This window comes from Butyrivibrio sp. INlla16, assembly GCF_900104155.1.
In the GTDB taxonomy this organism is placed as follows: domain Bacteria; phylum Bacillota; class Clostridia; order Lachnospirales; family Lachnospiraceae; genus Butyrivibrio.
The window spans coordinates 33826-58911 of the sequence record NZ_FMYB01000011.1 but is presented as its reverse complement, the minus strand read 5'-3'; the positions used below and the strand labels follow the sequence as shown (position 1 = coordinate 58911).

Genomic DNA, 25086 nt, shown 5'->3' with positions numbered 1-25086 from the left:
TTAATTATATAGGTAATTCCTTGACTTTGATTTCATTAATGTTAAGATGATTTTGCCTGAATAATGCAATTTAAAAGAGGGCTGTATGTCAAAAAGACATACCGCTCTTTTTTTCTCATGATATAGTTGATTTGGAGGATGAAAAGTTGGATCTGGATCGTCAGAGAAAAGCGCCTGTTTATGAGGCACTTGAGAGATTTAGAAAGCAGAGAGTGGTACCCTTTGACGTGCCCGGACATAAGAGAGGTCGTGGAAACGCAGAACTCGTGCGTTTTCTTGGTGAGCAATGCGTGGGCATTGACGTTAATTCCATGAAGCCTCTCGATAATTTGTGCCATCCTGTTTCCGTAATAAAGGATGCGGAGGAACTTACTGCGGATGCATTTGGAGCCGAACATGCATTTTTGATGGTAAATGGAACCACAAGTGCTGTTCAGGCTATGGTTTTGTCTTCAGTTAAGCATGGTGAGAAGATCATTATGCCAAGAAATGTGCATAAGAGTGCCATAAATGCACTTATTTTGTGTGGCGCAGTTCCTGTATATATTGATCCCAAGGTTGATACCAAGCTTGGAATTCCGCTCGGCATGGAACTTGCAGATGTTGAGGCTGCAGTAAGGGATAATCCTGATGCGAAAGCGATTTTAATAAATAATCCTTCGTATTATGGTATTTGTTCTAATTTGCAGGCAATAGTTGACCTTGCGCATGCAAAAGGGATGAAGGCCCTTGTGGATGAGGCTCACGGAACACATCTGTATTTTGGACCAAATCTCCCTCTGTGCGGCATGAAGGCAGGCGCGGATATGGCAGCAATAAGTATGCATAAATCCGGAGGAAGTCTTACGCAAAGTTCGATACTTCTCTGTGGAAAAAATGCTAATATAGGATATATAAGCAGAATTGTTAATCTGACTCAGACTACCAGTGCAAGCTATCTTTTGATTGCAAGCCTTGATATTTCAAGAAGGAATCTGGCGCTTCATGGCCGGGACAGTTTCGAAAAAGTAACAGGAATGGCTAAGTATGCGAGGGAAGAGATAAACGAGATTCCGGGATATTATGCCTACGGACATGAGCTTATAAATGGTGGTAGCATTTATGACTTCGATGAGACTAAACTTGTTGTAAATACAAGAGGTGTGGGCCTTACCGGAATTGAGGTATACGATCTTCTTCGCGATGAGTATGATATCCAGATGGAATTTGGTGATTTATCAAACGTTATGGCGTACATTTCTATTGGAGACAGACTGCAGGATATTGAGAGACTGGCGGGAGCTTTGGCGGATATCAGAAGACTATACGCTAAGCCGGAACAGAGCTTTTTCTCGGCAGAGTATGTTACTCCTATTGTGAAGGCTACGCCGCAGGAAGCATTCTATGCTGAAAAGGAATCGCTTCCGATAAAAGAGACGGTTGGGCGGATTTCAGCAGAATCTGTTATGTGTTATCCTCCTGGAATTCCGATCATTTCACCCGGAGAGGTAGTGACAGAAGAGATACTTGATTATATTCAGACTGCGAAGGAAAAGGGATGCTCCATGCAGGGACCTGAGAGTGAGGATATTTCTGAGCTTCAGGTTTTAAAATAAGATATCTGATTATATTTGACAGGAGAAAAAAGATGCCGCAAATGGATTATTGGTTTAGTGACATGCATACGAAGAATGTAAAAATAAGCATTCGTCTTGCAAAACAATTATTTTCGGGATCGAGCGAGTTTCAGAGAATTGATGTGTTTGATTCACCGGAATTCGGAAAATTTCTTACTTCCGACGGTAATATTATTTTTTCCGAAAAGGATGAATTCACTTATGACGAGATGATCGTACATGTTCCTATGGCTGTTCATCCTAAGGTTCAGAGAGTTCTTGTACTTGGCGGAGGCGATGGCGGTGTTGCCAGAGAGCTGAGCCACTATGATGAAATAAAGGTTATTGATGTAGTTGAGCCTGATAACATGTTTGTTGAAGTATGCAAGCAGTATTTTCCCGATAATGCCTGCGGACTTGATGATGACAGAGTTCATATCTATTATCAGGACGGCCTTAAATATCTTCGAAAATGTGAGGATATGTATGACCTAATAATAAATGATGTTACGGAACCTTTGGGACATGAGGCCGGACTTTTTACAAAAGAGTTTTACGGTAGCTGCTACAAGGCTCTTCATGATGACGGAATAATGGTTTATCAGCATGGAAGTCCTTTCTATGATGAGGATGAGGAGAGCTGTAGAGCTATGCACAGAAAAGCCTACAGAGTTTTCCCTATAAACAGGGTCTATCAGGCGCACATTCCCACATGCCCTGCTGGCTACTGGCTTTTTGGATTTGCCAGCAAGAAATATCATCCGCTTAAGGATTTTAATCCTGACAGATGGGATGAAAGAAATATAAAAACATGGTACTACACAACGCATCTTCATAAGGGAGCCTTCATGCTTCCAAAGTATGTAGAGGATCTTTTGCAGGAAGAAGAGGCAATGTCAAGGTAAACTGCCATAAGGAGGAAAATATGAGTAGATTATTGGTTATTGGTTGCGGTGGCGTAGCTCAGGTAGCAATTCAGAAGTGCGCCCAGAACAGCAAGGTATTTACTGAAATGTGTATAGCATCAAGAACAGTAAGCAAATGTGATGCTCTGAAGGAAAAACTCGAGAAGGCAGGAACACCCGTAAAAATCACAACAGAAACTGTTAATGCAGACGATGTAGAGGATATTAAGAGGGTCATAAACAACTACAAGCCCGACGCTGTGCTTAATGTTGCCCTTCCTTATCAGGATCTCACAATAATGGATGCCTGCCTTGAATGTAAAGTAGATTATATCGATACAGCTAACTATGAGCCGGAAGATACCGATGATCCTGAGTGGAGAAAAATCTATGAAAAACGCTGCAAGGAGAAGGGCTTTACAGCTTATTTCGACTACAGTTGGCAGTGGGCTTATTTCGACAGATTTAAGGAAGCAGGTCTTACAGCTCTGCTTGGAACAGGCTTTGATCCCGGTGTAACTTCGGTCTTCACAGCTTATGCTAAAAAGCATTATTTTGATGAAATCCATTACATTGATATCATGGATTGCAATGGCGGTGACCACGGTTATGCATTTGCTACAAATTTTAATCCGGAGATAAATCTTCGAGAGGTTTCCGCAAATGGAAGCTATTGGGAGGATGGCCATTGGGTTGAGACAAAGCCCATGGAGATAAAAAGAGAATATGATTTCGCCCAGGTAGGTAAGAAAGATATGTATCTTCTTCACCACGAGGAGATCGAAGCGCTCGGAAGAAATTTCCCTGAGGTAAAGAGAATCAGATTCTTCATGACCTTTGGACAGAGCTATCTCGACCATATGAGATGTCTTGAGGATGTTGGAATGCTTTCTACAAGTCCTGTTATGTTCGAGGGCAGAGAAATTGTTCCTATTCAATTTTTGAAAGCACTGCTTCCCGATCCTGCAAGTCTTGGCCCCAGAACAGTCGGAAAAACAAATATCGGCTGTATCTTCAGAGGTATCAAGGATGGAAAGGAACGCACAATTTATATTTATAATGTGTGTGATCATCAGGAGTGCTACAAGGAACTCGGAAGCCAGGCAATAAGTTATACAACCGGTGTACCTGCAATGATCGGAACAGCTCTCGTAGTTACCGGACAGTGGAAGAAACCAGGAGTATTTACTACAGACGAGTTTGATCCCGATCCGTACATGGAGATGCTTAACGAGTATGGTCTTCCTTGGGTGGTTGAGGAAAATCCCACACTTATCGACTGATAAATAAAAAAGAATATAAAAATAAAGAAAGAGGGGGCGGCTTCAGAATTGAAGTCGTCCCCTCAAGATTGTCTATAATTATGGTGTTTAACAAATTATTCTTTAAAAACTTTGTTTAATGCGCGAACAACATCGCTGGCCATGAAGGGCTTAACGACAAAATCTTTTGCTCCCTTTTTCAGGGCAAGGACGATCATTGGCTCCTGCTTTTGGTCTGAGCACATGATTACATTGGCCTTGGGGTCAAATTCCATTACCTCGGTAAGGGCATCTATTCCATTCATTACAGGCATATTAATGTCCAGAATTAAAAGATCGGGCTTTTTTTGCTTAAACTGGTCTACGGCCTGCTGTCCGGTTGTCGCTTCACCGACAATTTCATATTGTTCTTTGTCCAGTGCTGATTTCAACATTTCTCTCATGAAAGTTGTGTCATCTGCTATTAGGATTCTTTTACGCATATTAACCCCCGCATAAAAATGCTTTGCTAATTTGGATTTGATTTTTTAAAATATCTTACCCATAATTATTATGACAATTATTTTCAGCAATATCCAATAAAAAAGACTTACAATTCTATAAATAAAAAATAAAATCAATTAATCAGGAAAGAATGCATACTTATGGATGAACAATTTTCAAGAACAGAGCTTCTCATAGGTGAGAACAACGTTGAAAAACTGAAGGGCTCTCGTGTAGCGATATTTGGTGTCGGAGGTGTCGGAGGCTATGTCTGCGAGGCTCTTGTAAGGAGCGGAATCGGAGAATTTGACTTGATAGACAGTGATACCGTTGATGCAAGCAATTTGAACCGCCAGATTATTGCACTTCATAGCACTGTAGACAAGTATAAGGTAGATGTTATGAAGGACAGGATGCTTGATATAAATCCCGATGTGAAGGTGAATGTTTATAAATGCTTTTATCTTCCTGAAAATGCAGGGGATTTCGATTTTAGCTCTTATGATTATGTTGTTGACGCGGTTGATACTGTTACTGCGAAAGTTGACATTATTTTACGCGCAAAAGAGGTCGGAGTTCCTGTTATCAGTGCCATGGGAGCAGGAAATAAGCTTGATCCTTCTGCGTTTAAAGTAGCAGATATTTACAAAACAAAGGTTTGTCCTCTTTGCAAGGTGATGAGAAAAGAACTCAAAAAGAGAAACGTAAAGAACCTCAAGGTGGTATATTCCGAGGAAGAACCGCTAAAACCAGAGGTTAGAGAAACTGATATGGAAGGTCTTAAGGCTTCGGGCTCTTCAAGAAGAAGTACACCGGGTAGCACTGCGTTTACACCTGCTGCCTGCGGACTTGTTATTGCGAGCGAGGTTGTGAAGGATATTATCTCAAAATAATTTTAAAGGATTAAGATAAATGAACAATTTAAAGACTCCTGTCTATGTGATAGATGAGAAGAAACTCAAAGAAAATTGCAAAATTCTAAGGGATGTACAGGATAAGTCCGGAGCAAAAATATTGCTTGCTCAAAAAGCTTTTTCTGCATATTCTACATATCCTCTTATAGCGGAATATCTCTCAGGGACAACATCTTCGGGACTTTTCGAAGCAAAGCTCGCAAATGAGGAATTTTATACCAAAGCGCAGAAACAAAAAATAGCTGATGGATATACTAAAAAAGACGGCGATTTTCCTGAGATTCACGTCTTTGAACCGGCTTTTCATGATGATGAGATGGAAGAGATCTGCAGCTTCGCTGATCATATTGTATTTAATTCCTTAAATCAGCTTGAGCATCACAGAAAAACCTGGGAGAAAGCATGTAATGACAGAGGCTTATCTGCGGGACTACGCATCAACCCTGAGTTTTCTACTCAGGAAGATCATGAGATATATGATCCCTGTGCTCCGGGCTCAAGACTTGGAATCAGACTATGTGATTTGCCGTCAGAACTGCCAACCGGTGTGGAAGGCCTGCATTTTCATACATTATGTGAGCAGGGCTTTGAGCCTCTTAAAGATACCTTTGAGGAGTTTGAAAGCAAATTCGGAAAGTATCTAAGTCAAATAAAATGGCTCAATCTTGGAGGCGGTCATCATATCACCAGAGATGACTATAACAGAGAGGGACTGGTAAAACTCCTCAAATACATAAAGGATACTTACAAAATTGATGTATATCTGGAACCGGGTGAAGCCATTGCATTGAATGCAGGATACCTTGTTACCACAGTTATGGACATTGTAGAAACAGAAAAACTTCCGGTGCTAATCCTTGATACATCCGCTGCTTGTCATATGCCTGATGTCCTTGAGATGCCCTATAGACCACCGCTTAGAGATAGTGGAGAAATCGGGGATAAATCTTTCGGGTATCGGCTTTCGTCACGAACCTGCCTCGCCGGTGATGTTATCGGGGATTACAGCTTTGATCATGAAATGAAAATCGGTGACCGTCTTACTTTTGAAGATATGGCTATTTACAGTATGGTTAAGAACAATACCTTCAACGGTATGCCACTGCCAGATATAGCCATACTCCATGAGGATGGAAGCACCGAGGTTGTAAAACATTTTGGATATGACGATTTTAAGATGCGCCTGTAAAATGTACAGTTTGTAAATTGTAAGAAGTAATACCTCAAGATTCCTAAGTCTTGGGGTATTATTATAAATGATATTGTGTTATTATTCTTACAGTTAATTTTTCGGAGGTAGAATGATATGAAAAATGTTACAGCGTTGGAACATCCGCTCATCGAGCATAAACTTTCAATTTTAAGAGATAAGCATACAGGAACAAAGCTTTTCAGAGAGCTTGTAAGTGAGATAGGAGCCTACCTTATTTATGAGGCTATGCGCGACGTTCCGCTTGTGGAGACTGTAGTTGAAACACCTATAAAGACTATAAAAATGGGCAGACTAAATGAAGATAATTATGCATTTGCCCCTATTATGAGAGCCGGAATGGGAATGCTTGACGGTGTCCTTAAGGTTATTCCTAATGCGAAAATTGCTCATGTCGGTATGTATAGAGATGAGACAACCTTTGAGCCTGTAAACTATTTCTTTAAAGCTCCAGAGGATATCGGAGACAGAGAAGTTATTATTCTTGATCCCATGCTTGCAACAGGTGGTTCCGCATGTGATGCCATTGAACTCTTCAAAGAAAAGGGTGTAAAAAAGATGAGATTTATATGTCTGATCGCTGCTCCCGAAGGACTTGAGAAGGTTACATCAGAGCATCCGGACGTTCCGATCATCTGTGCACATATTGATGACCAGCTTAACGATAACAAATATATTGTACCCGGCCTTGGCGATGCCGGAGACAGAATTTTCGGTACAAAATAATTCATTAAAATATGATCGTGTGTCAAAGAATATATACTTTGCACACGGTCTATTTTTTTATATAATTTTCTAATAAAAGCATTTTTAACCGTTCTATTTACGAAACAATAAAGCAAATTGTTTATGTCTTATTTTCAAAAATGATGAGGGTGAATGATTATGTCTACAATTATTAAATCTACTCCAAGAGAAGACGGTTTTTATATGCCGGCTGAATATGATATTCACGATGCGACAGTGATGATATGGCCGACAAGACCAGGAAGCTGGGGGAAGGATTCAACTGAAGCCAAAAAGGCATTTTGCAGAATTTTTTCACACATTCTCAAATCAGAAAAACTATATGTTCTTTGCGATCACAGGAACTATAACGAAGCTCATTATTTTATTAAAAAGAATACGACAAATATAAAACGAATCTTCAATATTACAAGTGATAATATGCATCCTGTTTCCGTAGGCGAAAGAGATATCGGAACGATAATCCTGATTGAAATGGATTCCGATGATGCCTGGGCAAGGGATGTCGGACCTACCTTTGTAAGAAACGAAGAGGGAGAAATCAGAGGTATTGACTGGGCCTTTAATGCCTGGGGCGGTAATGTTGACGGCCTTTATGCGCACTGGGATAAGGATGATAATGTTGCTTCAGAGTTTTGTAATTATCTGGGAAAAGATGTTTATGATGCTCATCCTTTTGTCCTTGAAGGAGGTGCGATTCATTCTGATGGAGAGGGAACAGTTATGGTTACCTCGAACTGCCTTTTGAGCAAGGGTAGAAATCCCGATATGTCTCAATATGAGATAGAAAAAATGCTAAGGAATTATCTCGGAGCTGAAAAAGTTTTATGGCTGCCTTCCGGTATATATAATGACGAAACTAATGAACATGTAGATAATGTCTGCGCGTTTACAGCGCCCGGTGAAGTTGTGCTTGCGTGGACTGATGATTTTCTTGATCCTCAATATTCAAATTCATTGTCTGATTATGAGTATCTTCAGACTGAGACTGATGCACGGGGAAGAAAACTTAAGATTCACAAGCTTCCGATTCCCGATGTTCCGATTACTTTAAGCAGACATGACATTTACAATTACGAATTCGAAGAAGGTGAAGCCGAAAGGGAAGTAGGCGAGAGAATGGCTGCAAGTTACGTTAATTTCTATTTTACAAATACAGAAGTGCTTATTCCCAGCTTTGGAGGCGAAAATAAACAAAGCGATATGAGAGCAGTAGAAATAATGCGTAAAATCTGCAGAAATCGAAATGTGGTTTCAATACCGGCAAGAGATATTCTGCTTGGCGGTGGTAATATTCACTGTATTACTCAGCAGATTCCGGCAAGCATAACCAATATGAAAAGAAAGGTAATAAATTTTGAATAAGGAGTCAGAAGATGACCTATAAAAACAGCACCTCTACTACAGTTGCCGCAATACAGTTTGCATGTGGCAGAGAAAGCTATAACAATACAGAAATATCAGATGAAGAACTGGTTAGACTGAATATAAAAAAGGCAGAAAAACTTGTTAGAAAAGCAGCCTCGCAGGGAGCGCAGATAATTCTTCTTTCAGAGCTCTTTGAAAGACAGTATTTTTGCCAGGAAAGAAGATATGATTATTATGATTTTGCTACTCCCGTAGATCAAAACCGGGCTGTTGCTCATTTCAGGCAGATATGCAGAGAGCTTTCGATAGTAATGCCAATAAGTTTTTATGAGCGTGAAGGCAATGTGATGTACAATTCCGTAGCTATGATCGATTCCGATGGCGATATTCTCGGTGTGTACAGAAAAACGCATATTCCGGATGATCATTTCTACCAGGAAAAGTTCTATTTTACACCAGGTGATACCGGATTTTCCGTATTTGAAACGGCGTATGGACGAGTAGGTGTAGGAATTTGTTGGGATCAGTGGTTCCCTGAAACTGCAAGATGTCTTGCTTTGCAGGGGGCAGATATAATTCTGTATCCGACTGCTATCGGATCCGAGCCTATTCTTAATGTAGACAGTTCAGGGCACTGGCAGAGAACCATGCAGGGGCATGCAGCTGCCAATATAATCCCTGTTGTAGCTGCTAATCGTATCGGTACGGAGAATGTTGTTCCTTCAGAAGAAAACGGAGGACAGCTTTCATCTCTTAAGTTCTATGGACACAGTTTTATGACTGATGAAACCGGCGATATTTTAAGGCAGGCAGGTGATTCTTCGGAAGAAATCATCATGGCGGTATATGATTTCAATGAGATCAGGCAAAATCGTTTGTCATGGGGATTATTCCGCGACAGAAGGCCTGAGTGCTACAGGGAGATTGTTGAATGACTTTAGCACATTAAAGTGGTGCTCTTTTCATTTGGAAAAAGGTGTTATATAATTTTAAAATCTTTTGTGCCTGATAGTGTAAAACTAAATGCGTCACGGCATTTGCATTTGGCACGAAATACTATATGTAGAAAAGGTTTTTGAGGTAATTTATGACACTTACTGATGGGGAGAAGAACGGCATTTACCTTGTAAAAGAGTTAAATGTCGAACAGTCTATCTATTCTAAGAGACTTAAATCCATTGGCGTCACTGGTGGGTCTCACATTAAAGTAATTAATAAAAAAGAACGCGGCGGAGTAATCATTCAGGTTGAAAAGAAGCAGATAGCTCTTTGTCGCAATGTTGCTTCCGGTATTATTGTTGAATTTGAGAAAAAGGAATATCCGGAGGTAATGTAAAAAAGCTGATATAACAGCAGGATTTGAGGAGTACTATGGCACAGAAAATAAGAACGCGTTATGCACCGAGTCCTACAGGAAGAATGCATGTAGGAAATTTGAGAACCGCATTATATGCTTATCTTATTGCAAAGCATGATGGCGGTGATTTCATACTCAGAATTGAGGATACTGATCAGGAGCGCTATGTTGAAGGCGCAACAGAGATTATCTACAGAACTCTGGAGAAGACAGGACTTATTCATGATGAAGGTCCTGATAAGGATGGAGGTGTAGGTCCTTATGTTCAGAGTGAGAGACAGAAAGCCGGAATTTATATGGAGTATGCAAAGCAGCTTATTGATAAGGGTGAAGCATACTATTGCTTCTGCGATGAGGCAAGACTTGCAACTCTTGTACAGGAAATAGATGACGGTAATGGCGGCAAAAAGGAAATAAGTGTATACGATAAGCACTGTCTTCACCTTTCAAAAGAGGAAGTTGAGAAGAACCTCGCTGAGGGTAAGCCGTTCGTTATAAGACAGAACAATCCCACAGAAGGTACAACAACTTTCCACGATGAGCTTTATGGTGATGTTTCCGTTGAGAATAAGGAACTTGATGATATGGTTCTTATCAAATCTGACGGATATCCGACCTATAACTTTGCGAATGTTGTAGATGACCACCTTATGGGTATAACTCATGTTGTCAGAGGAAATGAATATATCTCTTCATCTCCCAAATACAACAGACTCTATGATGCCTTTGGCTGGGAAGTTCCGAAGTATATTCATTGTCCTCTTATTACTGATGAGGAGCATCATAAGCTCAGTAAGAGAAGCGGACATTCTTCTTTCGAGGATCTTGTTGAACAGGGCTTCCTTGCCGAGACTGTTGTTAACTTTGTAGCACTTCTTGGTTGGTCACCGGATGATAATACCGAGATCATGAGTCTCAAGGAGCTTGTTGAAAAGTTTGATTACAGACGAATAAACAAATCACCTGCGGTTTTCGATTATACAAAGCTTAAGTGGATGAACGGTGAGTATCTGAAAGCCATGGATGATGACAAGTTCTATGAGCTTGCAGAGCCTTATATGAAAGAGATCATAAAGAAGGATCTTGACCTTCATAAGATTGCGTCTATGATAAAGACCAGAATCGAGATATGGCCCGATATTGCCGAGATGATCGATTTCTTCGAGGAAATGCCTGATTATGACGTTTCAATTTATAAGCATAAGAAGATGAAGACTGATGAAGCTTCTTCGCTTTCTGTTTTAAAAGATCTTCTTCCCATACTTGAAGCTCAGGAGGATTACAGCAATGATGCCCTCTATGCGAGACTTCAGGAGTATATCAAGGAGAAGGAATATAAGAACGGCTATGTACTTTGGCCGATTCGTATAGCTGTTTCCGGAAAAGCCATGACTCCCTGCGGCGCTACGGAAGCTATGGAGGTCATCGGAAAAGATGAGACTCTTAAAAGATTAAAGGATTCAATTGCAAAACTTGAAGCCTGATATGAATTTACATTGTAATCCCGCTCAAAAGCGTGCAATTATGCATGATAAGGGACCTGCTTGTGTAATAGCAGGTCCCGGGAGCGGTAAAACCTTTGTAATAATTCAAAGAATAATAAGTCTTACCCGGATGGGAGTTAACCCCGGATCGATACTTACGATTACATTTACCAAAGCTGCTGCAATAGAGATGCAGCAAAGATTTATTAAAGAAACAAATTCCGTGTATCCGGAGGTTCTCTTCGGAACATTCCATTCCATTTTTTACCATATACTAAATAGCGATAAACTCACTATTATCAAAGAAACAGACAAGTATAAAGTGCTTAGTCATATTTTGCATGGGCGTGATTATGATAGTGAGATGATAAGACTTATGCTTTCAGAAATATCAAGACTTAAAAATTCTGGACTTTGCCCGGAAGAACGGGATAAAGCTGTCCCTTTTTATGAGGATTTTCCGAAAATATATGAGGAATATTTGATTATTCTGAAAGAACAAGGTTTGATAGATTTTGACGACATGGTTCTTTTATGTAGGGATTATCTCCTTCGAAGAGATGATGTGAGAAAAAAGTGGCAGGAGAGACTCGCATATATCCAGATAGATGAATATCAGGACATAAATATGATGCAGTTTGAGGTTATAAAGCTTTTACTTGGAAAAGACCGGAATCTTTTTGTGGTTGGAGATGATGACCAGTCAATATATGGATTCAGAGGATCTGATCCTGAACTTATGCTGGGTTTTAAGGATCATTTTGAGGATGCCAAGGAGATTATACTTGATACAAATTACAGGTGTGCGCCGAAAATACTTGAAGCATCGAAAAGCATCATAGATGAAAATAAGATAAGATTCAAAAAGGATATTAAGGCAGGTAAAAAAGGAGATTTAGGGATAATAACAGGAAAAAGTTTTTCCGATAAAAAAGAGCAATATAAAAGTATTATTAAAGAAATAAAGTCCTTTGAAGCTAATGCAAAAATGGCATCCAAAGAGGATGTAACGCTGTCAGATTTTTCTATCATTGTCAGAACAAATGTTGAGGCGACAGCTTTTGCAGGTATGCTTGGTGAAGCAGGAATACCATGCTCTTACAAAGAAAAAGTTGTAGCGTTTCACGAGAAGGCAGCTGTAAAGGATATGATTTCCTATCTGTCATTTATTCATGACGGTCAAAAAAGAAGTGATTTTTTAAGAATAATGAATAAGCCTGTCAGATATATTTCAAGAGCGGCTCTCGAAGGAAAAGAAAAGATAGAGGAAAAGGACTTGCTTCTATTTTATGCAAGGCAGTCAAAAATCAATATGACAACTACGGTTCAAAAGCTTTTTAGAGATCTTAAGCTTATGTCTAAGCTTAGTCCTAAAGGCGCTGTCCATTTCATAAGAGGATTTATGGGATATGATAAATATCTCAAGGATAAATTCTGCGCAAGTGCAAAGGTATTGGAGGGACATATGTCTGATCTTGATGAGTTTGAAAAGCTATGTGAAAATTTCAGAGATTATCAGGATTTAAAAGAATATATTGAAGAACTTGACAAAACTTTGGAAGTTATGAGGAATGTTAAGGTTTGTGATAAAAAGGGCGTAAGGGTTATGACTATGCATGCTTCAAAGGGGCTTGAATTTAAAAGAGTATATCTTCCTGACCTAAATGAGGGAATTGTTCCATCACGAAAAAGTATTACAAGCAGTGAAATAGAAGAGGAACGAAGAATGCTTTATGTTGCAATGACTAGGGCAAAAGAAGAGTTGCATCTTAGCTATGTAAAAGGTTCAAAAGAAAATCCCATGAGAATGTCCGGGTTTTTAAGGCCTATAAGAGATTTATTCCGGGATGGCAATATTGACGATATTTTGATAAAATAAAGTGAAATTTAGACTAAGAGGGGGACATTTATCATGAAAAGAAAATCCTTTTATAAAATCAGATTTCTTACAGGTGCTGTCATTTTGAGCTTTGCTGTTACCGGTTGCGGTTCTTCATCAAATTATGCTTCAAAATCCTCAGAATCTGCAGGCAATTATGCTATGGAAGAAGCTGCAGACGGAGCTCTTTATGAGGCTGATTACGATATGGAAGTCGCGGAAGCTATGGAAGAATCGGGAAGTAGCAATGCCGAAACCGTTACGGAGGAGAAGGCTTCAAAGAAGAGCAACAGAAAACTCATAACAAATATGAGTATGACAACAGAGACCAAGGAATTTGATAAAACCATCGATTTTCTGAAGAACAGAACCGATGAGCTTGGTGGTTATGTTGAAAGCTTCAGCACTTCAAAGAGCAATTATTCGGACGAAAGAACAGCCAATATGACGCTTCGTATTCCTGAAGAAAAGCTCTCCGGATTTGTTAATGAGGTTGCAAAGGAGAGTAATATAGTCTCTCAGGATATGAACGTAACGGATGTTACGCTGACCTACGCAGATCTTGAAAGCCACAGAAATGCGCTCAGAGCTGAAGAGGAACAGCTTTTAACATTAATGGAGAGAGCTGATACAATAGAAGATATAATGTCTATCCAGGATAAGCTTACGGATGTTCGTTATCAGCTTGAGTCTATGGAATCACAGCTCAGAACCTATGATAATCAGATTAGCTACAGTACTCTAAGGGTGACAGTCAGAGAGGTTATTGACTATACTCCTGAACCCGTTAAAAATCCTACTTTCTTTGAGAGAGCAAGGGACGGATTTATCGAAAACTGCTATGATGTTGCTGATTTCTTTAAGGAACTGGCCCTGCTTATTATTACGCATCTGATCACTATAATAATTTTGGCTATTATAATAGTGATAATTATCATTCTTATCAGAAAGTCTGAAAAGAAGAGAAAAGAAAGACTTTCAAAGATGACGCCGGCAGAGAGGACTGCGCTACCGGGTATGGGAGCATATACCTACGGACCAAAGCCCGAGCAGGCAGATAATAATACTACCGACAAAACAGATAAAACTTCTGAAAATACAGACAATAATGAATCTGACAAATAAATAAAGAAATGAATTAATATTTATGAAATGCCCTTGGAAATTATAAATTCCAAGGGCATTTTTTTCTTATACTTTTTTAATAACTCATATTATTGTTATTGAATAACGCTAATGTTATGATGAAAAAAAGTAGTTATTGGTGGTAGTATGTAACCTGCGCATAATACGGAGATGTCTTTCAAATGCTCAGAGAGACCATAGCGGATTTCAGAAATGATGAAGAAAAATATTTTGAAATCTGCGAAAAAAATATAGTGAAAATAAACATGACGGTGCAAAGAAAGATGTCTATCGCACTTGTAGGCATCTATTTAATCATGCTTATAGTAGCAAAAGCGCTTCTGCAGGGTTTCAGACTACATGTAACCTATTATATTTTATTCATTATTCTCTTTTTGTTTTTTGTATCAAACCAGCAACTAAAAAACAGGGCATTAAGTCTAAGGTTGTGCAGGCTTGAATCGATATTTTTTTATGGGCTTTTATATGTGATGCTTATAGTAATTGACATTCTTCCCTATAAGGAGCAGCCGGCAGGACTTTTCCCTTTTTTTCTGATAATGTTTTCAACTATATATATAGACAAGCTAAGAGTTTACTTTGCTTTTGATCTGAGTTTGTGCATTGGCTTTGCTGTTTTTTGCTATTTCTGGAAGAGCAGATTGTACTTTTCCAGAGATATATTTGCGATAATAGCCTCTTTGTTTGTTACGGCTATATGTACGCTTATATTGGTAAATCTGCGTATGAAAGAAGCTTTGAATAACGCAAGGCTTGAGGAACTCAGATTCAAGGCAGCGGAAGCTGAAGCTAATGCGATTGCTGCCAATGGAGCGAAAACTCAGTTTTTATCGCAGATGTCTCATGAAATCAGAACACCCATAAATGCCATAATCGGTATGGATGAGCTAATTTTACGAGAATATGATGATAATCAGCTGAAAAAGTATGCTCATAATATTAAATCAGCCAGTAATACACTGCTTACACTTATAAATGATGTTCTTGATTTTTCCAAAATCGAAGCCGGTAAAATGGAGCTTTATAATGTGGAATATGATCTGGCTGACATGATTTCGGAACTTGTAAATATGGTTGAAGAAAGAGCAAAGAATAAAGGGCTGGAATTTAACACTATTGTAAACAGTCAGATTCCGCATCTTTTGTATGGAGATAATGTCAGACTTAAACAGGTTATTTTGAATATACTGACTAATGCAGTAAAGTACACCGAGCATGGGTCAATTGAATTCGCTGTCGACTATATTGATGGCGGGCATTTGGATAAAGACAGTTCAATAGGACTGAAAATATCTGTTTCCGATACCGGTATTGGTATTAGGGAAGAGGATATGCAAAGGCTTTATGACCCTTTTGAAAGACTTGAAGAAACAAGAAACAGAAATATTGAAGGATCAGGTCTTGGAATGAGTATAGTTCAGAAATTCCTTAAACTTATGAATTCGGAACTATATGTAAAAAGTGAATATGGAAAAGGGTCAACCTTTTCCTTTGTAGTAGAACAGCAAATAAGAAGCTTTGAGCCAATAGGGGATTTCAAGGTAGCATACGATAAGATCATTGAGGATGACAGTAATTACAGAGAATTATTTACTGCTCCCGATGCGGATATTCTTGTTGTAGATGATAATGAGATCAATCTCGTGGTTACGAGAAACCTTCTGAAAGACACGATGATCAATATAGAAACTGCTTCAAGCGGTAAGGAAGCACTTTTGATGACAGCAAAAAAGAAATATGATCTTATGCTAATTGATCATAGAATGCCCGAAATGGACGGAATGGAGATGCTGTGGAGGCTAAAGAGTGATGAGAAGAATATCAACAGAGACACTCCCAGCATAGCACTTACTGCAAATGCTTTTTCCGGAGCCAGGGATGTTTATAGGAAATCAGGATTCCAGGATTATCTTTCAAAACCGATTATCGGAGATGCTCTTGAAAAAATGCTGATAAATTACCTGCCGGAAGACAAGGTTTATAAGAATGACAACGATTTAAAGAAAAAGAAGAAACCTCAAAAATACTCGAAGACCGGAGAAAGAGGCGAGTCAAAGATAACAAATATCGAAGAACTGCGAGAAGATTATTTTGATGATAAAGAGCTCTATGAGGCGATCGGTATTATGATGGAGCGTGCAAACATACAAAAGTAGAGTTTGGAGGTTCTGGTGGACGCGAAAGTTTTAATAGTTGATGATTCTGAACTTGATAGATTTTTTATACGAAAACTCCTTGAATATCTGGGCGTTGATTCGGAAGAAGCCGATGGCGGGCGAGAATGCCTAAAAGCTGTTCGAAACAATGAGTATGCCCTCATTCTGATGGATTACCTTATGCCTACGATGAACGGAATACAGACGCTTTCTCAGATTCATGGCGGTATTGACAACAGAAATGAATCGACACCAACAGTAGCGCTTGTCTCACCGGATGATCCAGAAGAAGGAAAAATGTGCCTGGAAGCAGGATTTTCAAATTATCTTGATAAGCCTGTTGATTTTAAACAGCTTATGGCAGTGCTAATAATGTATTTGCCTGATGCAATAAGAAATGATTTGAAACTTCCGGCGAACTCCAAGAAAGATGAAAAGCCGGAAGCTGCCCCCAAGAAGGAAGATAATTCAGGTACAAGCGACTTTATAAAGGCAATATCACAGATTCCTGAAATAGATTATAAAAAGGGAATATCACTTTGTGGTTCAGAGGAGGGATATTTTACCGCAGTTGGGATTTTTTATAATTCTATTGATGTCAAATCCGAAGAAATTGAGAACTATTACAAAAATGAAGATTATAAAAACTACACTATAAAGGTTCATGCTCTAAAAAGTTCAGCAAATATAGTCGGTGCACTTGCGCTGTGGTCGGATGCGAAGGATCTTGAAGAAGCGGGAAATAACAATAACATTGAAAAGATTAAAAATGATACTGAAAAACTTCTTTCTGACTACAGATCGTTTAAAGATAAATTGGCATTTCTGTCAACAGACACTGATGAAGAAAAGCCTCCGGTTGACGAGTCTGCTTTAAATGATGCTTATGCAGCTCTGGCAGAATTTATTGATGCAATGGATTTTGATCTTGCTGACATGGTTATAAAATCTATGAAAGATTTTAAATTACCGGATAAAGATGAGAAGATATTTGCTGAGATGGAAAAATTACTAACTGGTCTTAACTGGGAAGATATGAAGAAGCTTTTAAACGAAAAATAAGTTTTTGAGATTCGGAGAATGCTATGGCAAAGAACGTGACTATCATAAGTTCAAATGAAACATTTATGGTAAAAGGGCTTATCATGAAGCTTAAAGATGTAGGTATTGAAGCTACTTTTTCTTCTGATAAGGTTGAGGATCTTAAAAAAAATGAGGAATCAGCTAATATTTTTATATATTATCTTGATGAGATTGTGCCTAAATCCCTTATTTATTTGAAGGATTTATGCCTTGAAACGCATAGGCAGGTGATTTTCATCAGCAATCCATTGGAATATGAAGAAGCTTTACAGTATCTGCCGGAGTCTCATGTTCAGAACTTTTTCGAAAGACCGCTTCAGATGGATGAATTCATAGAGACCATGAATAAGTTCTTTATGGATGAGATGATGGAATCTCATAAGAAGAGCATATTGATTGTTGATGATGATGTAACTTATATGAGAACCATAAGAGACTGGCTTAAGGACTCCTACCGTGTTTCAATGGCGAACTCCGGAATTCAGGCAATAACATGGCTTGCAAAGAACAAAGCCGATCTTATTCTGCTCGATTATGAGATGCCTGTTACACCCGGACCTAAGGTTCTGGAGATGTTTAAAAGCGATATGAGCATTAAGGATATTCCGGTAATGTTCCTTACGGCAAAGGGAGATAAGGCCAGTATTGTCCGTGTGCTGGCATTAAAACCTGCGGATTATATTTTAAAGACAATTGATAAAGTTTCCCTGCATGCAAAGATAGACAATTATTTCAGATTAAATTAAAAAAATTTATATTTACCTGTTAAGTTATTAAGTAAATCTTCCGATAAAAATATTGGAGTAGAATATCCATCTAGGTGACACGGAAGTCACGGATTCAAAGAGCAAAGGAGGGTTTCATATGAGTATGGTTAATGGCCTTGGTTCCAATATTGTGAACCAGCTAAGTGCTTATCAGCCTAAAAAACATGGGACAGAGAAGACGGAAAATGCAAAAAAACCGGATTCTCAAATTGGCGTGCAAAAAAATAAGGCTGCTTCGGAGACACATATCCAGGAAGGGGTTGAATTATCCGAAGGCGCCAAAAAACTTTTGGACGAACTCAAAGAAAAGTATGGCAATATGGACTTTTTTGTGTCAAACTATTCTTCAGATGAGGAAGCCGAGAGTATTATGTCTCGCGGAACAAAAGAGTACAGCGTACTGATTGAGCCTGAAATCTTAGAGCAGATGGCGGCAGATGAGGATGTCAAGAATAAATATATGGGCATCATAGATGAGTCGACAGGTAAGCTCGATGAGATGAAGGAGCAGCTTAAGGAGTCCGGCCAGGAAATTGATTCCATTGGTATGAAGATCGATGCTGAAGGTACAGTAAAGTTCTTTGCGAAGATCAGAGAGCAGAATGAGAAGTATCAGAAGCAGGTTGCCGCAGACAAGGAAGCAGCAAAGGCTGAGGAAGCAAAGGAAGCAAAACGTAAGGAACGGGATGAAGCGATGGACAAGCTTCGTGAGGGACAAGGGACCAAAACTTACGGAAAGAAGGAAGCTCCTTATGAGAAGGTTACTACAATATATGCTGACTCTGTAGACGAGCTTCTTGAGAAAATTAAAAATGTAGACTGGAGCCAGATTGAAGCTACACCCATCAAGGGCTTTGGCAACAAGATTGACTTTACGGTCTAAACGGAGGTGCACATGATCTTTTCAGAGATCGCTACAGAAATGAACACTAAAATTCAGAATGATGAGCAGATTACGGTTGACCTTGAACTTGATGAGGGCAAAACAGTTACCTGCGCGGTTCTGATCGTACTTACCGTAAATAAAAAGGATTATATAGTTCTTCTTCCGCTTGATGAACACGGACAGAATAATGACGGTAATGTATGGTTTTATGAATTTAAACAAGCATCGAAGGATGCTGAGCCTGAGCTTGGTTATATTGAGGATGACGATGAGTACGAAGCTGTGGCTGACGCATTTGACGAGTACCTCGATGATGTAGAGTTTGATGAGCTTATAGAGGCTGATCCTGAGGACTGAGAAGATCATAATACGAGATTGTTATAAAATACGAGGCAGTATGGTTTATCCATACTGCCTCTTTTTTGATATTGAGACGTAATACAATTTACTTTCCTACATAACAGGCACAAATTGTGGTACAATATAGAGTCGTATAGTTGAAAAGGAAGAATGATGAAAAACAATCTGAAACAGGCAGCCTCCCGGCCTTATCCAATGGGAGTAAGCAGAACTTCAAAAGGAATACGTGTTTGCGCAGCATATAAGGGGAAAAAGGATTGCGGTATTGTCCTTTTCAGAAATAGTGATAAAAAGGGTACCAGAATTCTTTTTTCGGAAAACAGCAGATACGGTAAGGTCTTTTGCTCTGAAATAGTAGGCGAAACGGATGAGTTTACTGGATATATGCTCTATGAGAACGGAGATCTATTTGTTGATCCGTATGCTTTTTATATTGACGGACTCGATAGATGGGGGAAAAATGTAGAGCCTGAAAATCTTCGCTGCAGGTTGGATGAGACTGAGTATGATTGGGGCCAGGATAAACCGCCACTTACAAAATACGAGGATTCCTTTGTTTATACGCTCCATGTAAGAGGTTATACCAAAGCGCCTTCAAGTGGTCTTGAGCTTAAGAAGCGCGGAACATACAAGGGGCTTATTGAGAAGATTCCGTATATTAAGAGTCTTGGGGTAACGGCAGTTGAACTTATGCCGACTTACGAGATGAATGTTCTTGATATTCCAAAGCTCGGTAACGGCTCAAACAGCGGCAATATGCCGGAGGGATCATTTCTTAACGATAACAGAACCAGCGGAAAGATTGTTGTTTCAGATAACGGTTTAATACAAAAAGGCAATTCTGTTCGTCAGAAGATTAATTTCTGGGGATACAAAGAAGGCTATTATTTTGCTCCGAGAACTGCCTATGCCATGGATTCACAGAATGCAGATCTTGAATTCAAGGATATGGTCAGGATGATGCATAAAAACGGCATAGAAGTTATTATGCAGTTTTATTTTAATGACAATGCATCGGAAGATCTTGTATGCGGAGCGATAAGACACTGGGTATTTAATTATCATATCGATGGTGTTCATCTGAAGGGAAGTTATACGGCTCCCGGAATGGTATGTGCAGATCCCGCTTTATCTGATATAAAAATATGGTACTACGGTTTTGATTACGGCAGAATGTATGGCGGTAAAGCACCGGCTGTTCGTATACTTGGTGAGTTTAAACCGGATTTCATGTATGCATCCCGAAGATTTCTAAAGGGTGATGATAATTCACTGGGCGACTTCATAAAAGCAATGCTTAATAATAACGCAGAATCCGGCTGCATTAATTATATTTGTGACTATGAAGGACTTCGTCTTGCAGATCTTGTGTCTTATGAACATAAACGAAATGAGACCAACGGAGAAAACAATGGTGACGGAACTGATAATAATCTCAGCTGGAACTGCGGTATAGAAGGCAAAACCAGAAAAACGGCAATATTGGAGCTAAGAGCAAAGCAGATACGGAACGCTCTTACAATGCTCATGTTTTCACAAGGTACCCCGATGATTTTCGGTGGTGATGAATTCGGAAACTCCCAGGATGGTAATAATAATCCTTATTGCCAGGATAATGCTACAGGCTGGGTTGACTGGAGTCAGGCAGAAAAGGGTTTCAACCCGGGGATTACAGAATATCTGAAAGCTCTTGTAAAACTTAGATTCAAATATAAGATATTGCATGAATCCAAAGCATTTAAGCTTATGGATTATAAAGCCTGCGGATATCCTGATCTTTCATATCATGGGATAGAAGCCTGGAGACCTGATCTTTCCAATTACAGCCACAGTATAGGAATGCTTTATTGCGGACTTTATGAAAAAGCCGATAAAGAGCAGGATTTCTTTTATGTTGCTTACAATATGCATTGGAACCCGGTAACATTTGCTCTTCCAAAGCTTCCGGACGGCATGACCTGGCATGTGCTTGGTGATACCGATGCAGCTGCTGACAATCTGAAAATGCATTCTGTTAAGGATCAAACTAAGATTGCATGCGCCGAAAGATCAGTAAAAATTCTTATTGGTGTTGGAAAACCGATTAAAAAGACAGTAAAAAAGGCCGGTAAAACAAAATAAAAATGGAAAATAACGATAGAATTACATTTCGCGGTGCATTAATGCACTTTAAAACCATAACTAAACACAGACATATCGTTAGGCGTAACTGTTTTAAAATGGGGCTTTATTTTCAGGGACTTACTCATGATTTATCGAAGTATTCTCCCTCTGAGTTCTGGAATGGTGCAAGATATTATCAGGGAACTCGTTCTCCAAATACTAGAGAGCGCGAACTGTTTGGATACTCAAGAACCTGGCTTCATCACAAGGGCAGGAATAAGCATCATTTTGAGTACTGGATCGATTTTTTTAAAATGGGCGGTCCGGATAGCGACGGAATAGTTCCGTGTCCCATGCCCAATAAGTATGTTGCTGAGATGATTGCCGACAGAGTTGCGGCATGCATGACATACAGAGGCGCAGAGTATGATTCGTGGGATGCTTGGAAATATTATAAAAAAGAGAAACCGGTACTGAAAAAGCTTGTACATCCGGATACGCTCAATAAGCTTGAATTCTTCCTGGATATGTTGGGAAATCAGGGAGAAGCAGCGACTTTTAAATACATAAAGGAAATATTCCTTACCGGAAAGGACAAAGGCCGCTGGGAAAGAGAATTAGAGGAGAGTTTGAATTGAACAATATATATGAACTTATAAAAAATAAACCTGAGGATCTGATAGAAAGATTCATCCGTTATACAAAAATTGATACCCAGTCTGATGAACATACAAATGTACATCCATCAACACCGGGGCAACACGATCTTGCAAAGCTTTTATATAATGAGCTTACTGAATTAGGTGCTTCTGACGTTTATTACGATCAGAAGTATTGCTATGTTTATGCAACAATTCCTGCTACAAACGGTAAAAAGGATGAATCTCCGATTATCGGATTTATTGCTCATATGGATACTTCTGATGCTGTAAGCGGCAAAGATGTAAAGGCTCAAATTGTAAAAGGATATGATGGTGATGACATAAAGCTTTCCGATGATGGAAAATATATTCTTTCTCCGAAGGATTTCCCGGTATTGACATCAAAAAAAGGTGAGGATCTGATTGTAACTGATGGAAGTACACTTCTTGGAGCTGACGATAAGGCCGGCATTGCCGAAATTATGACAATGGTCGAGACTCTTCTTAAAAATCCCGAGATACCTCACGGAGAAATAAAAGTAGCATTTACTCCGGATGAGGAAATAGGTGAAGGAACCGACAATTTTGATCTTGACAGGTTTGGGGCTCAGTTTGCTTATACGGTAGACGGGGGCGACCTTGGAACTTTGGAGTATGAGAATTTTAATGCGGCAGAGGTTGAACTAATTATAAACGGAAGAAGTGTACACCCCGGTGATGCCAAGAATCGTATGCTCAATGCTACATTAATTGCATATGAATTCCAGTCGATGCTTCCGGTATCACAAAATCCCATGTACACAGAGGGAAGGGAAGGCTTTTTCCATCTGACAATGATGAAAGGAACCTGCGAAAAAGCAGTTGTTTATTACATTGTACGTGACCATGACATGGAGAAATTCACAAAAAAGAAGGAACTTGTAAAAAGTATTGTGGATTTTCTCAATAATAAATATGGAGAAGGCACTGTAGAGCTTACCATGGAAGATTCATATTATAATATGATTGAGAAGATTAAGCCTCATATGCATTTGGTGAAAAATGCCAAGGCAGCTATGGAAGCTCTGGGAGTTGTTCCGGTAGAGGTGCCTATAAGAGGAGGTACCGACGGCGCAATGCTTTCTTATAAAGGTTTGCCGTGTCCTAATCTTTGTACAGGTGGGTATAATTACCATGGCCGTTATGAGTTTGCAGTAGTAAGTGAAATGAGAAAAACCGTGGATATAATCCTTGAGATATGCGGAATATATGGAGATTTTAAGATTTGAAAAACGATAATACATTACTTCATTCAGAAGCTGCCGAAAATGCCGGTGAAGAAACAAAAAGACAGTTTGAATTTATGGAAAAGGTAAAGCAGAAGGTTGAAGAGCTTTCAAAGGAACTTGGGAGAAAGCCTACGGCTTGTGTTGTGACCTTTGGATGTCAGATGAACGCAAGAGATTCCGAGAAGCTTATCGGAGTGCTCACCAAAATCGGCTACGAACAGGTGGAATCAGAAGACGCTGATTTTGTTATCTATAACACCTGTACCGTTCGTGATAATGCAGACCAGAGAGTGTTCGGAAGACTTGGATATGTCGGCGGAATAAAGAAGAAAAAGCCCTGGATGAAGATTGCGCTTTGTGGCTGTATGATGCAGGAGCAGGGAGCGATTGAGAAGATTCAAAAGAGCTACAGACATGTTGATCTGATTTTCGGTACTCATAATATTTTTAAGTTTGCAGAGCTCCTCAATACTATGTTTGAGTCCGACAGAATGGTAATCGATATCTGGAAGGATACAGATCAGATAGTTGAGGATCTTCCCATTGTACGTAAGTACAAATTCAAATCCGGAATCAATATCATGTTTGGCTGCAATAATTTTTGTACATACTGCATAGTTCCTTATGTTCGCGGCAGGGAGAGATCAAGAAATCCCAGAGATATTATAAGGGAGATCGAATATCTTGCTTCTGACGGCGTAAAGGAGATAATGCTTCTTGGACAAAATGTAAATTCTTACGGAAAAGGCCTTCCCGAAGGTGAGCAGATCAGCTTTGCAGAGCTTCTTTCGGAGGTATGTAAGGTTGACGGTATAGAGAGAGTTCGCTTTATGACATCACATCCAAAGGACCTTTCCGATGATCTTATCAAGGTTATTGCTGAAAATGAGAAGGTGGCAAGACATATACATCTGCCGCTTCAATCCGGATCGGATGAAATATTAAAAAAGATGAACAGGCACTATACAAAGGAGAGCTTCCTTTCTCTTGTTGATAAGATCAAGGCAGCTATACCCGATGTTTCAATCACAACAGATATTATTGTCGGTTTTCCCGGAGAAACTGACAAGGATGTGGATGAAACTATTGATGTAGTAAAAAAAGCGGCTTTTGATAATGCTTTTACATTTATTTATTCAAAAAGAACTGGTACTCCCGCTGCTGGATGGGAGCAGGTACCGGAATCGGTAAGCAAGCCCAATTTTGACAGACTGCTCAAGGTGGTTCAGGAGACTGCCAAAGAGCGAGCATCACGTTTTACAGGTCAGACGCATAGGGTTCTTGTTGAAGAGATCAACGAACAGGATTCTTCTCTTGTCACAGGACGAATGTCAAATAATACGCTGGTTCATTTCCCCGGAGATGAATCAATGATAGGTGAATTTCTGGATGTGGATCTTGAAGAATGCCATGGCTTTTATTACACAGGAAAAGTTCATGCATAAAGCGAGCTTTGAAGTATACGGGAGAGA

General features: G+C 39.4%; 22 protein-coding genes. 21 read left to right on the top strand and 1 reads right to left on the bottom strand.

What is annotated here, in order from left to right; genetic code table 11:
- Window positions 1-146 precede the first annotated feature (146 nt).
- Genes BLR42_RS07340 through BLR42_RS07330 form a run of 3 tightly spaced genes read left to right on the top strand, consistent with a single transcriptional unit; the run spans window position 147 to window position 3783 of the window.
- Window positions 147-1595 (top strand): aminotransferase class I/II-fold pyridoxal phosphate-dependent enzyme, encoded by a 1449-nt coding sequence (locus BLR42_RS07340; RefSeq protein WP_091867864.1) that lies wholly within the window; start codon window positions 147-149, stop codon window positions 1593-1595.
- Between the two features lie 41 nt (window positions 1596-1636).
- Complete coding sequence (gene speE / locus BLR42_RS07335; RefSeq protein ID WP_026497477.1) at window positions 1637-2500, top strand: polyamine aminopropyltransferase; 864 nt, start codon at window positions 1637-1639, stop codon at window positions 2498-2500.
- Window positions 2501-2520: 20 nt separating this feature from the next.
- Window positions 2521-3783: a saccharopine dehydrogenase family protein gene (locus BLR42_RS07330; RefSeq protein WP_026497478.1), complete on the top strand. Its 1263-nt coding sequence runs from the start codon at window positions 2521-2523 to the stop codon at window positions 3781-3783.
- Window positions 3784-3878: 95 nt separating this feature from the next.
- Here BLR42_RS07330 and BLR42_RS07325 read toward each other — a convergent pair whose 3' ends face one another.
- On the bottom strand, window positions 3879-4244 hold the full coding sequence (locus BLR42_RS07325) for a response regulator (RefSeq protein WP_022760024.1): 366 nt from the start codon (window positions 4242-4244) through the stop codon (window positions 3879-3881).
- A gap of 162 nt (window positions 4245-4406) precedes the next feature.
- On the opposite strand from BLR42_RS07325, the gene BLR42_RS07320 reads away from it, so the two are divergent.
- The 18 genes from BLR42_RS07320 (at window position 4407) to miaB (ending at window position 25059) form a co-directional block, all read left to right on the top strand.
- Complete coding sequence (locus BLR42_RS07320; RefSeq protein ID WP_091867862.1) at window positions 4407-5138, top strand: tRNA threonylcarbamoyladenosine dehydratase; 732 nt, start codon at window positions 4407-4409, stop codon at window positions 5136-5138.
- 19 nt (window positions 5139-5157) lie between these two features.
- Window positions 5158-6348 (top strand): carboxynorspermidine decarboxylase, encoded by a 1191-nt coding sequence (gene nspC / locus BLR42_RS07315; RefSeq protein ID WP_091819473.1) that lies wholly within the window; start codon window positions 5158-5160, stop codon window positions 6346-6348.
- A 117-nt stretch (window positions 6349-6465) separates the two neighbouring features.
- Window positions 6466-7095 (top strand): uracil phosphoribosyltransferase, encoded by a 630-nt coding sequence (gene upp, locus BLR42_RS07310; protein WP_091867860.1) that lies wholly within the window; start codon window positions 6466-6468, stop codon window positions 7093-7095.
- A 159-nt stretch (window positions 7096-7254) separates the two neighbouring features.
- Entirely contained in the window at window positions 7255-8481 is a 1227-nt protein-coding gene (aguA, locus tag BLR42_RS07305; protein ID WP_044927674.1) for an agmatine deiminase, read from the top strand.
- Window positions 8482-8492: 11 nt separating this feature from the next.
- The gene (gene aguB, locus BLR42_RS07300) at window positions 8493-9419 is read left to right on the top strand and encodes an N-carbamoylputrescine amidase (RefSeq protein ID WP_022760019.1); all 927 of its coding nucleotides are present in this window, start codon (window positions 8493-8495) and stop codon (window positions 9417-9419) included.
- 152 nt (window positions 9420-9571) lie between these two features.
- Window positions 9572-9820 carry a ferrous iron transport protein A gene (locus tag BLR42_RS07295; RefSeq protein WP_022760018.1) on the top strand — a complete coding sequence of 83 codons (249 nt, stop codon included), beginning with the start codon at window positions 9572-9574 and terminating at the stop codon, window positions 9818-9820.
- A 35-nt stretch (window positions 9821-9855) separates the two neighbouring features.
- Window positions 9856-11325 (top strand): glutamate--tRNA ligase, encoded by a 1470-nt coding sequence (gene gltX / locus BLR42_RS07290; protein WP_091867858.1) that lies wholly within the window; start codon window positions 9856-9858, stop codon window positions 11323-11325.
- A 1-nt stretch (window position 11326) separates the two neighbouring features.
- Window positions 11327-13204: an ATP-dependent helicase gene (locus tag BLR42_RS07285; RefSeq protein WP_091867856.1), complete on the top strand. Its 1878-nt coding sequence runs from the start codon at window positions 11327-11329 to the stop codon at window positions 13202-13204.
- Window positions 13205-13237: 33 nt separating this feature from the next.
- Window positions 13238-14329 (top strand): DUF4349 domain-containing protein, encoded by a 1092-nt coding sequence (locus BLR42_RS07280; protein ID WP_091867854.1) that lies wholly within the window; start codon window positions 13238-13240, stop codon window positions 14327-14329.
- A 182-nt stretch (window positions 14330-14511) separates the two neighbouring features.
- A complete protein-coding gene (locus BLR42_RS07275; protein ID WP_091867852.1) occupies window positions 14512-16506 on the top strand; it encodes an ATP-binding protein in 1995 nt (664 codons plus the stop codon).
- A 15-nt stretch (window positions 16507-16521) separates the two neighbouring features.
- Window positions 16522-17568: a response regulator gene (locus BLR42_RS07270; protein ID WP_022760013.1), complete on the top strand. Its 1047-nt coding sequence runs from the start codon at window positions 16522-16524 to the stop codon at window positions 17566-17568.
- A gap of 23 nt (window positions 17569-17591) precedes the next feature.
- Window positions 17592-18335 carry a response regulator gene (locus BLR42_RS07265; RefSeq protein ID WP_022760012.1) on the top strand — a complete coding sequence of 248 codons (744 nt, stop codon included), beginning with the start codon at window positions 17592-17594 and terminating at the stop codon, window positions 18333-18335.
- A gap of 118 nt (window positions 18336-18453) precedes the next feature.
- Window positions 18454-19239, top strand: coding sequence for a DUF6033 family protein (locus tag BLR42_RS07260; protein WP_091867850.1), 786 nt, complete (start codon window positions 18454-18456; stop codon window positions 19237-19239).
- Between the two features lie 12 nt (window positions 19240-19251).
- The gene (locus tag BLR42_RS07255; RefSeq protein ID WP_022760010.1) at window positions 19252-19599 is read left to right on the top strand and encodes a DUF1292 domain-containing protein; all 348 of its coding nucleotides are present in this window, start codon (window positions 19252-19254) and stop codon (window positions 19597-19599) included.
- 153 nt (window positions 19600-19752) lie between these two features.
- The gene (locus tag BLR42_RS07250) at window positions 19753-21723 is read left to right on the top strand and encodes a hypothetical protein (protein ID WP_139165122.1); all 1971 of its coding nucleotides are present in this window, start codon (window positions 19753-19755) and stop codon (window positions 21721-21723) included.
- A 41-nt stretch (window positions 21724-21764) separates the two neighbouring features.
- Window positions 21765-22343, top strand: a complete 579-nt coding sequence (locus tag BLR42_RS07245; protein ID WP_091867941.1) for a DUF5662 family protein — start codon at window positions 21765-21767, stop codon at window positions 22341-22343.
- Complete coding sequence (gene pepT / locus BLR42_RS07240; RefSeq protein ID WP_242879249.1) at window positions 22340-23614, top strand: peptidase T; 1275 nt, start codon at window positions 22340-22342, stop codon at window positions 23612-23614. Before BLR42_RS07245 ends, pepT begins: the two co-directional genes overlap by 4 nt.
- Window positions 23611-25059 carry a tRNA (N6-isopentenyl adenosine(37)-C2)-methylthiotransferase MiaB gene (miaB, locus tag BLR42_RS07235; protein WP_242879247.1) on the top strand — a complete coding sequence of 483 codons (1449 nt, stop codon included), beginning with the start codon at window positions 23611-23613 and terminating at the stop codon, window positions 25057-25059. The genes pepT and miaB overlap by 4 nt, the downstream gene beginning before the upstream one ends.
- Window positions 25060-25086 lie beyond the last annotated feature (27 nt).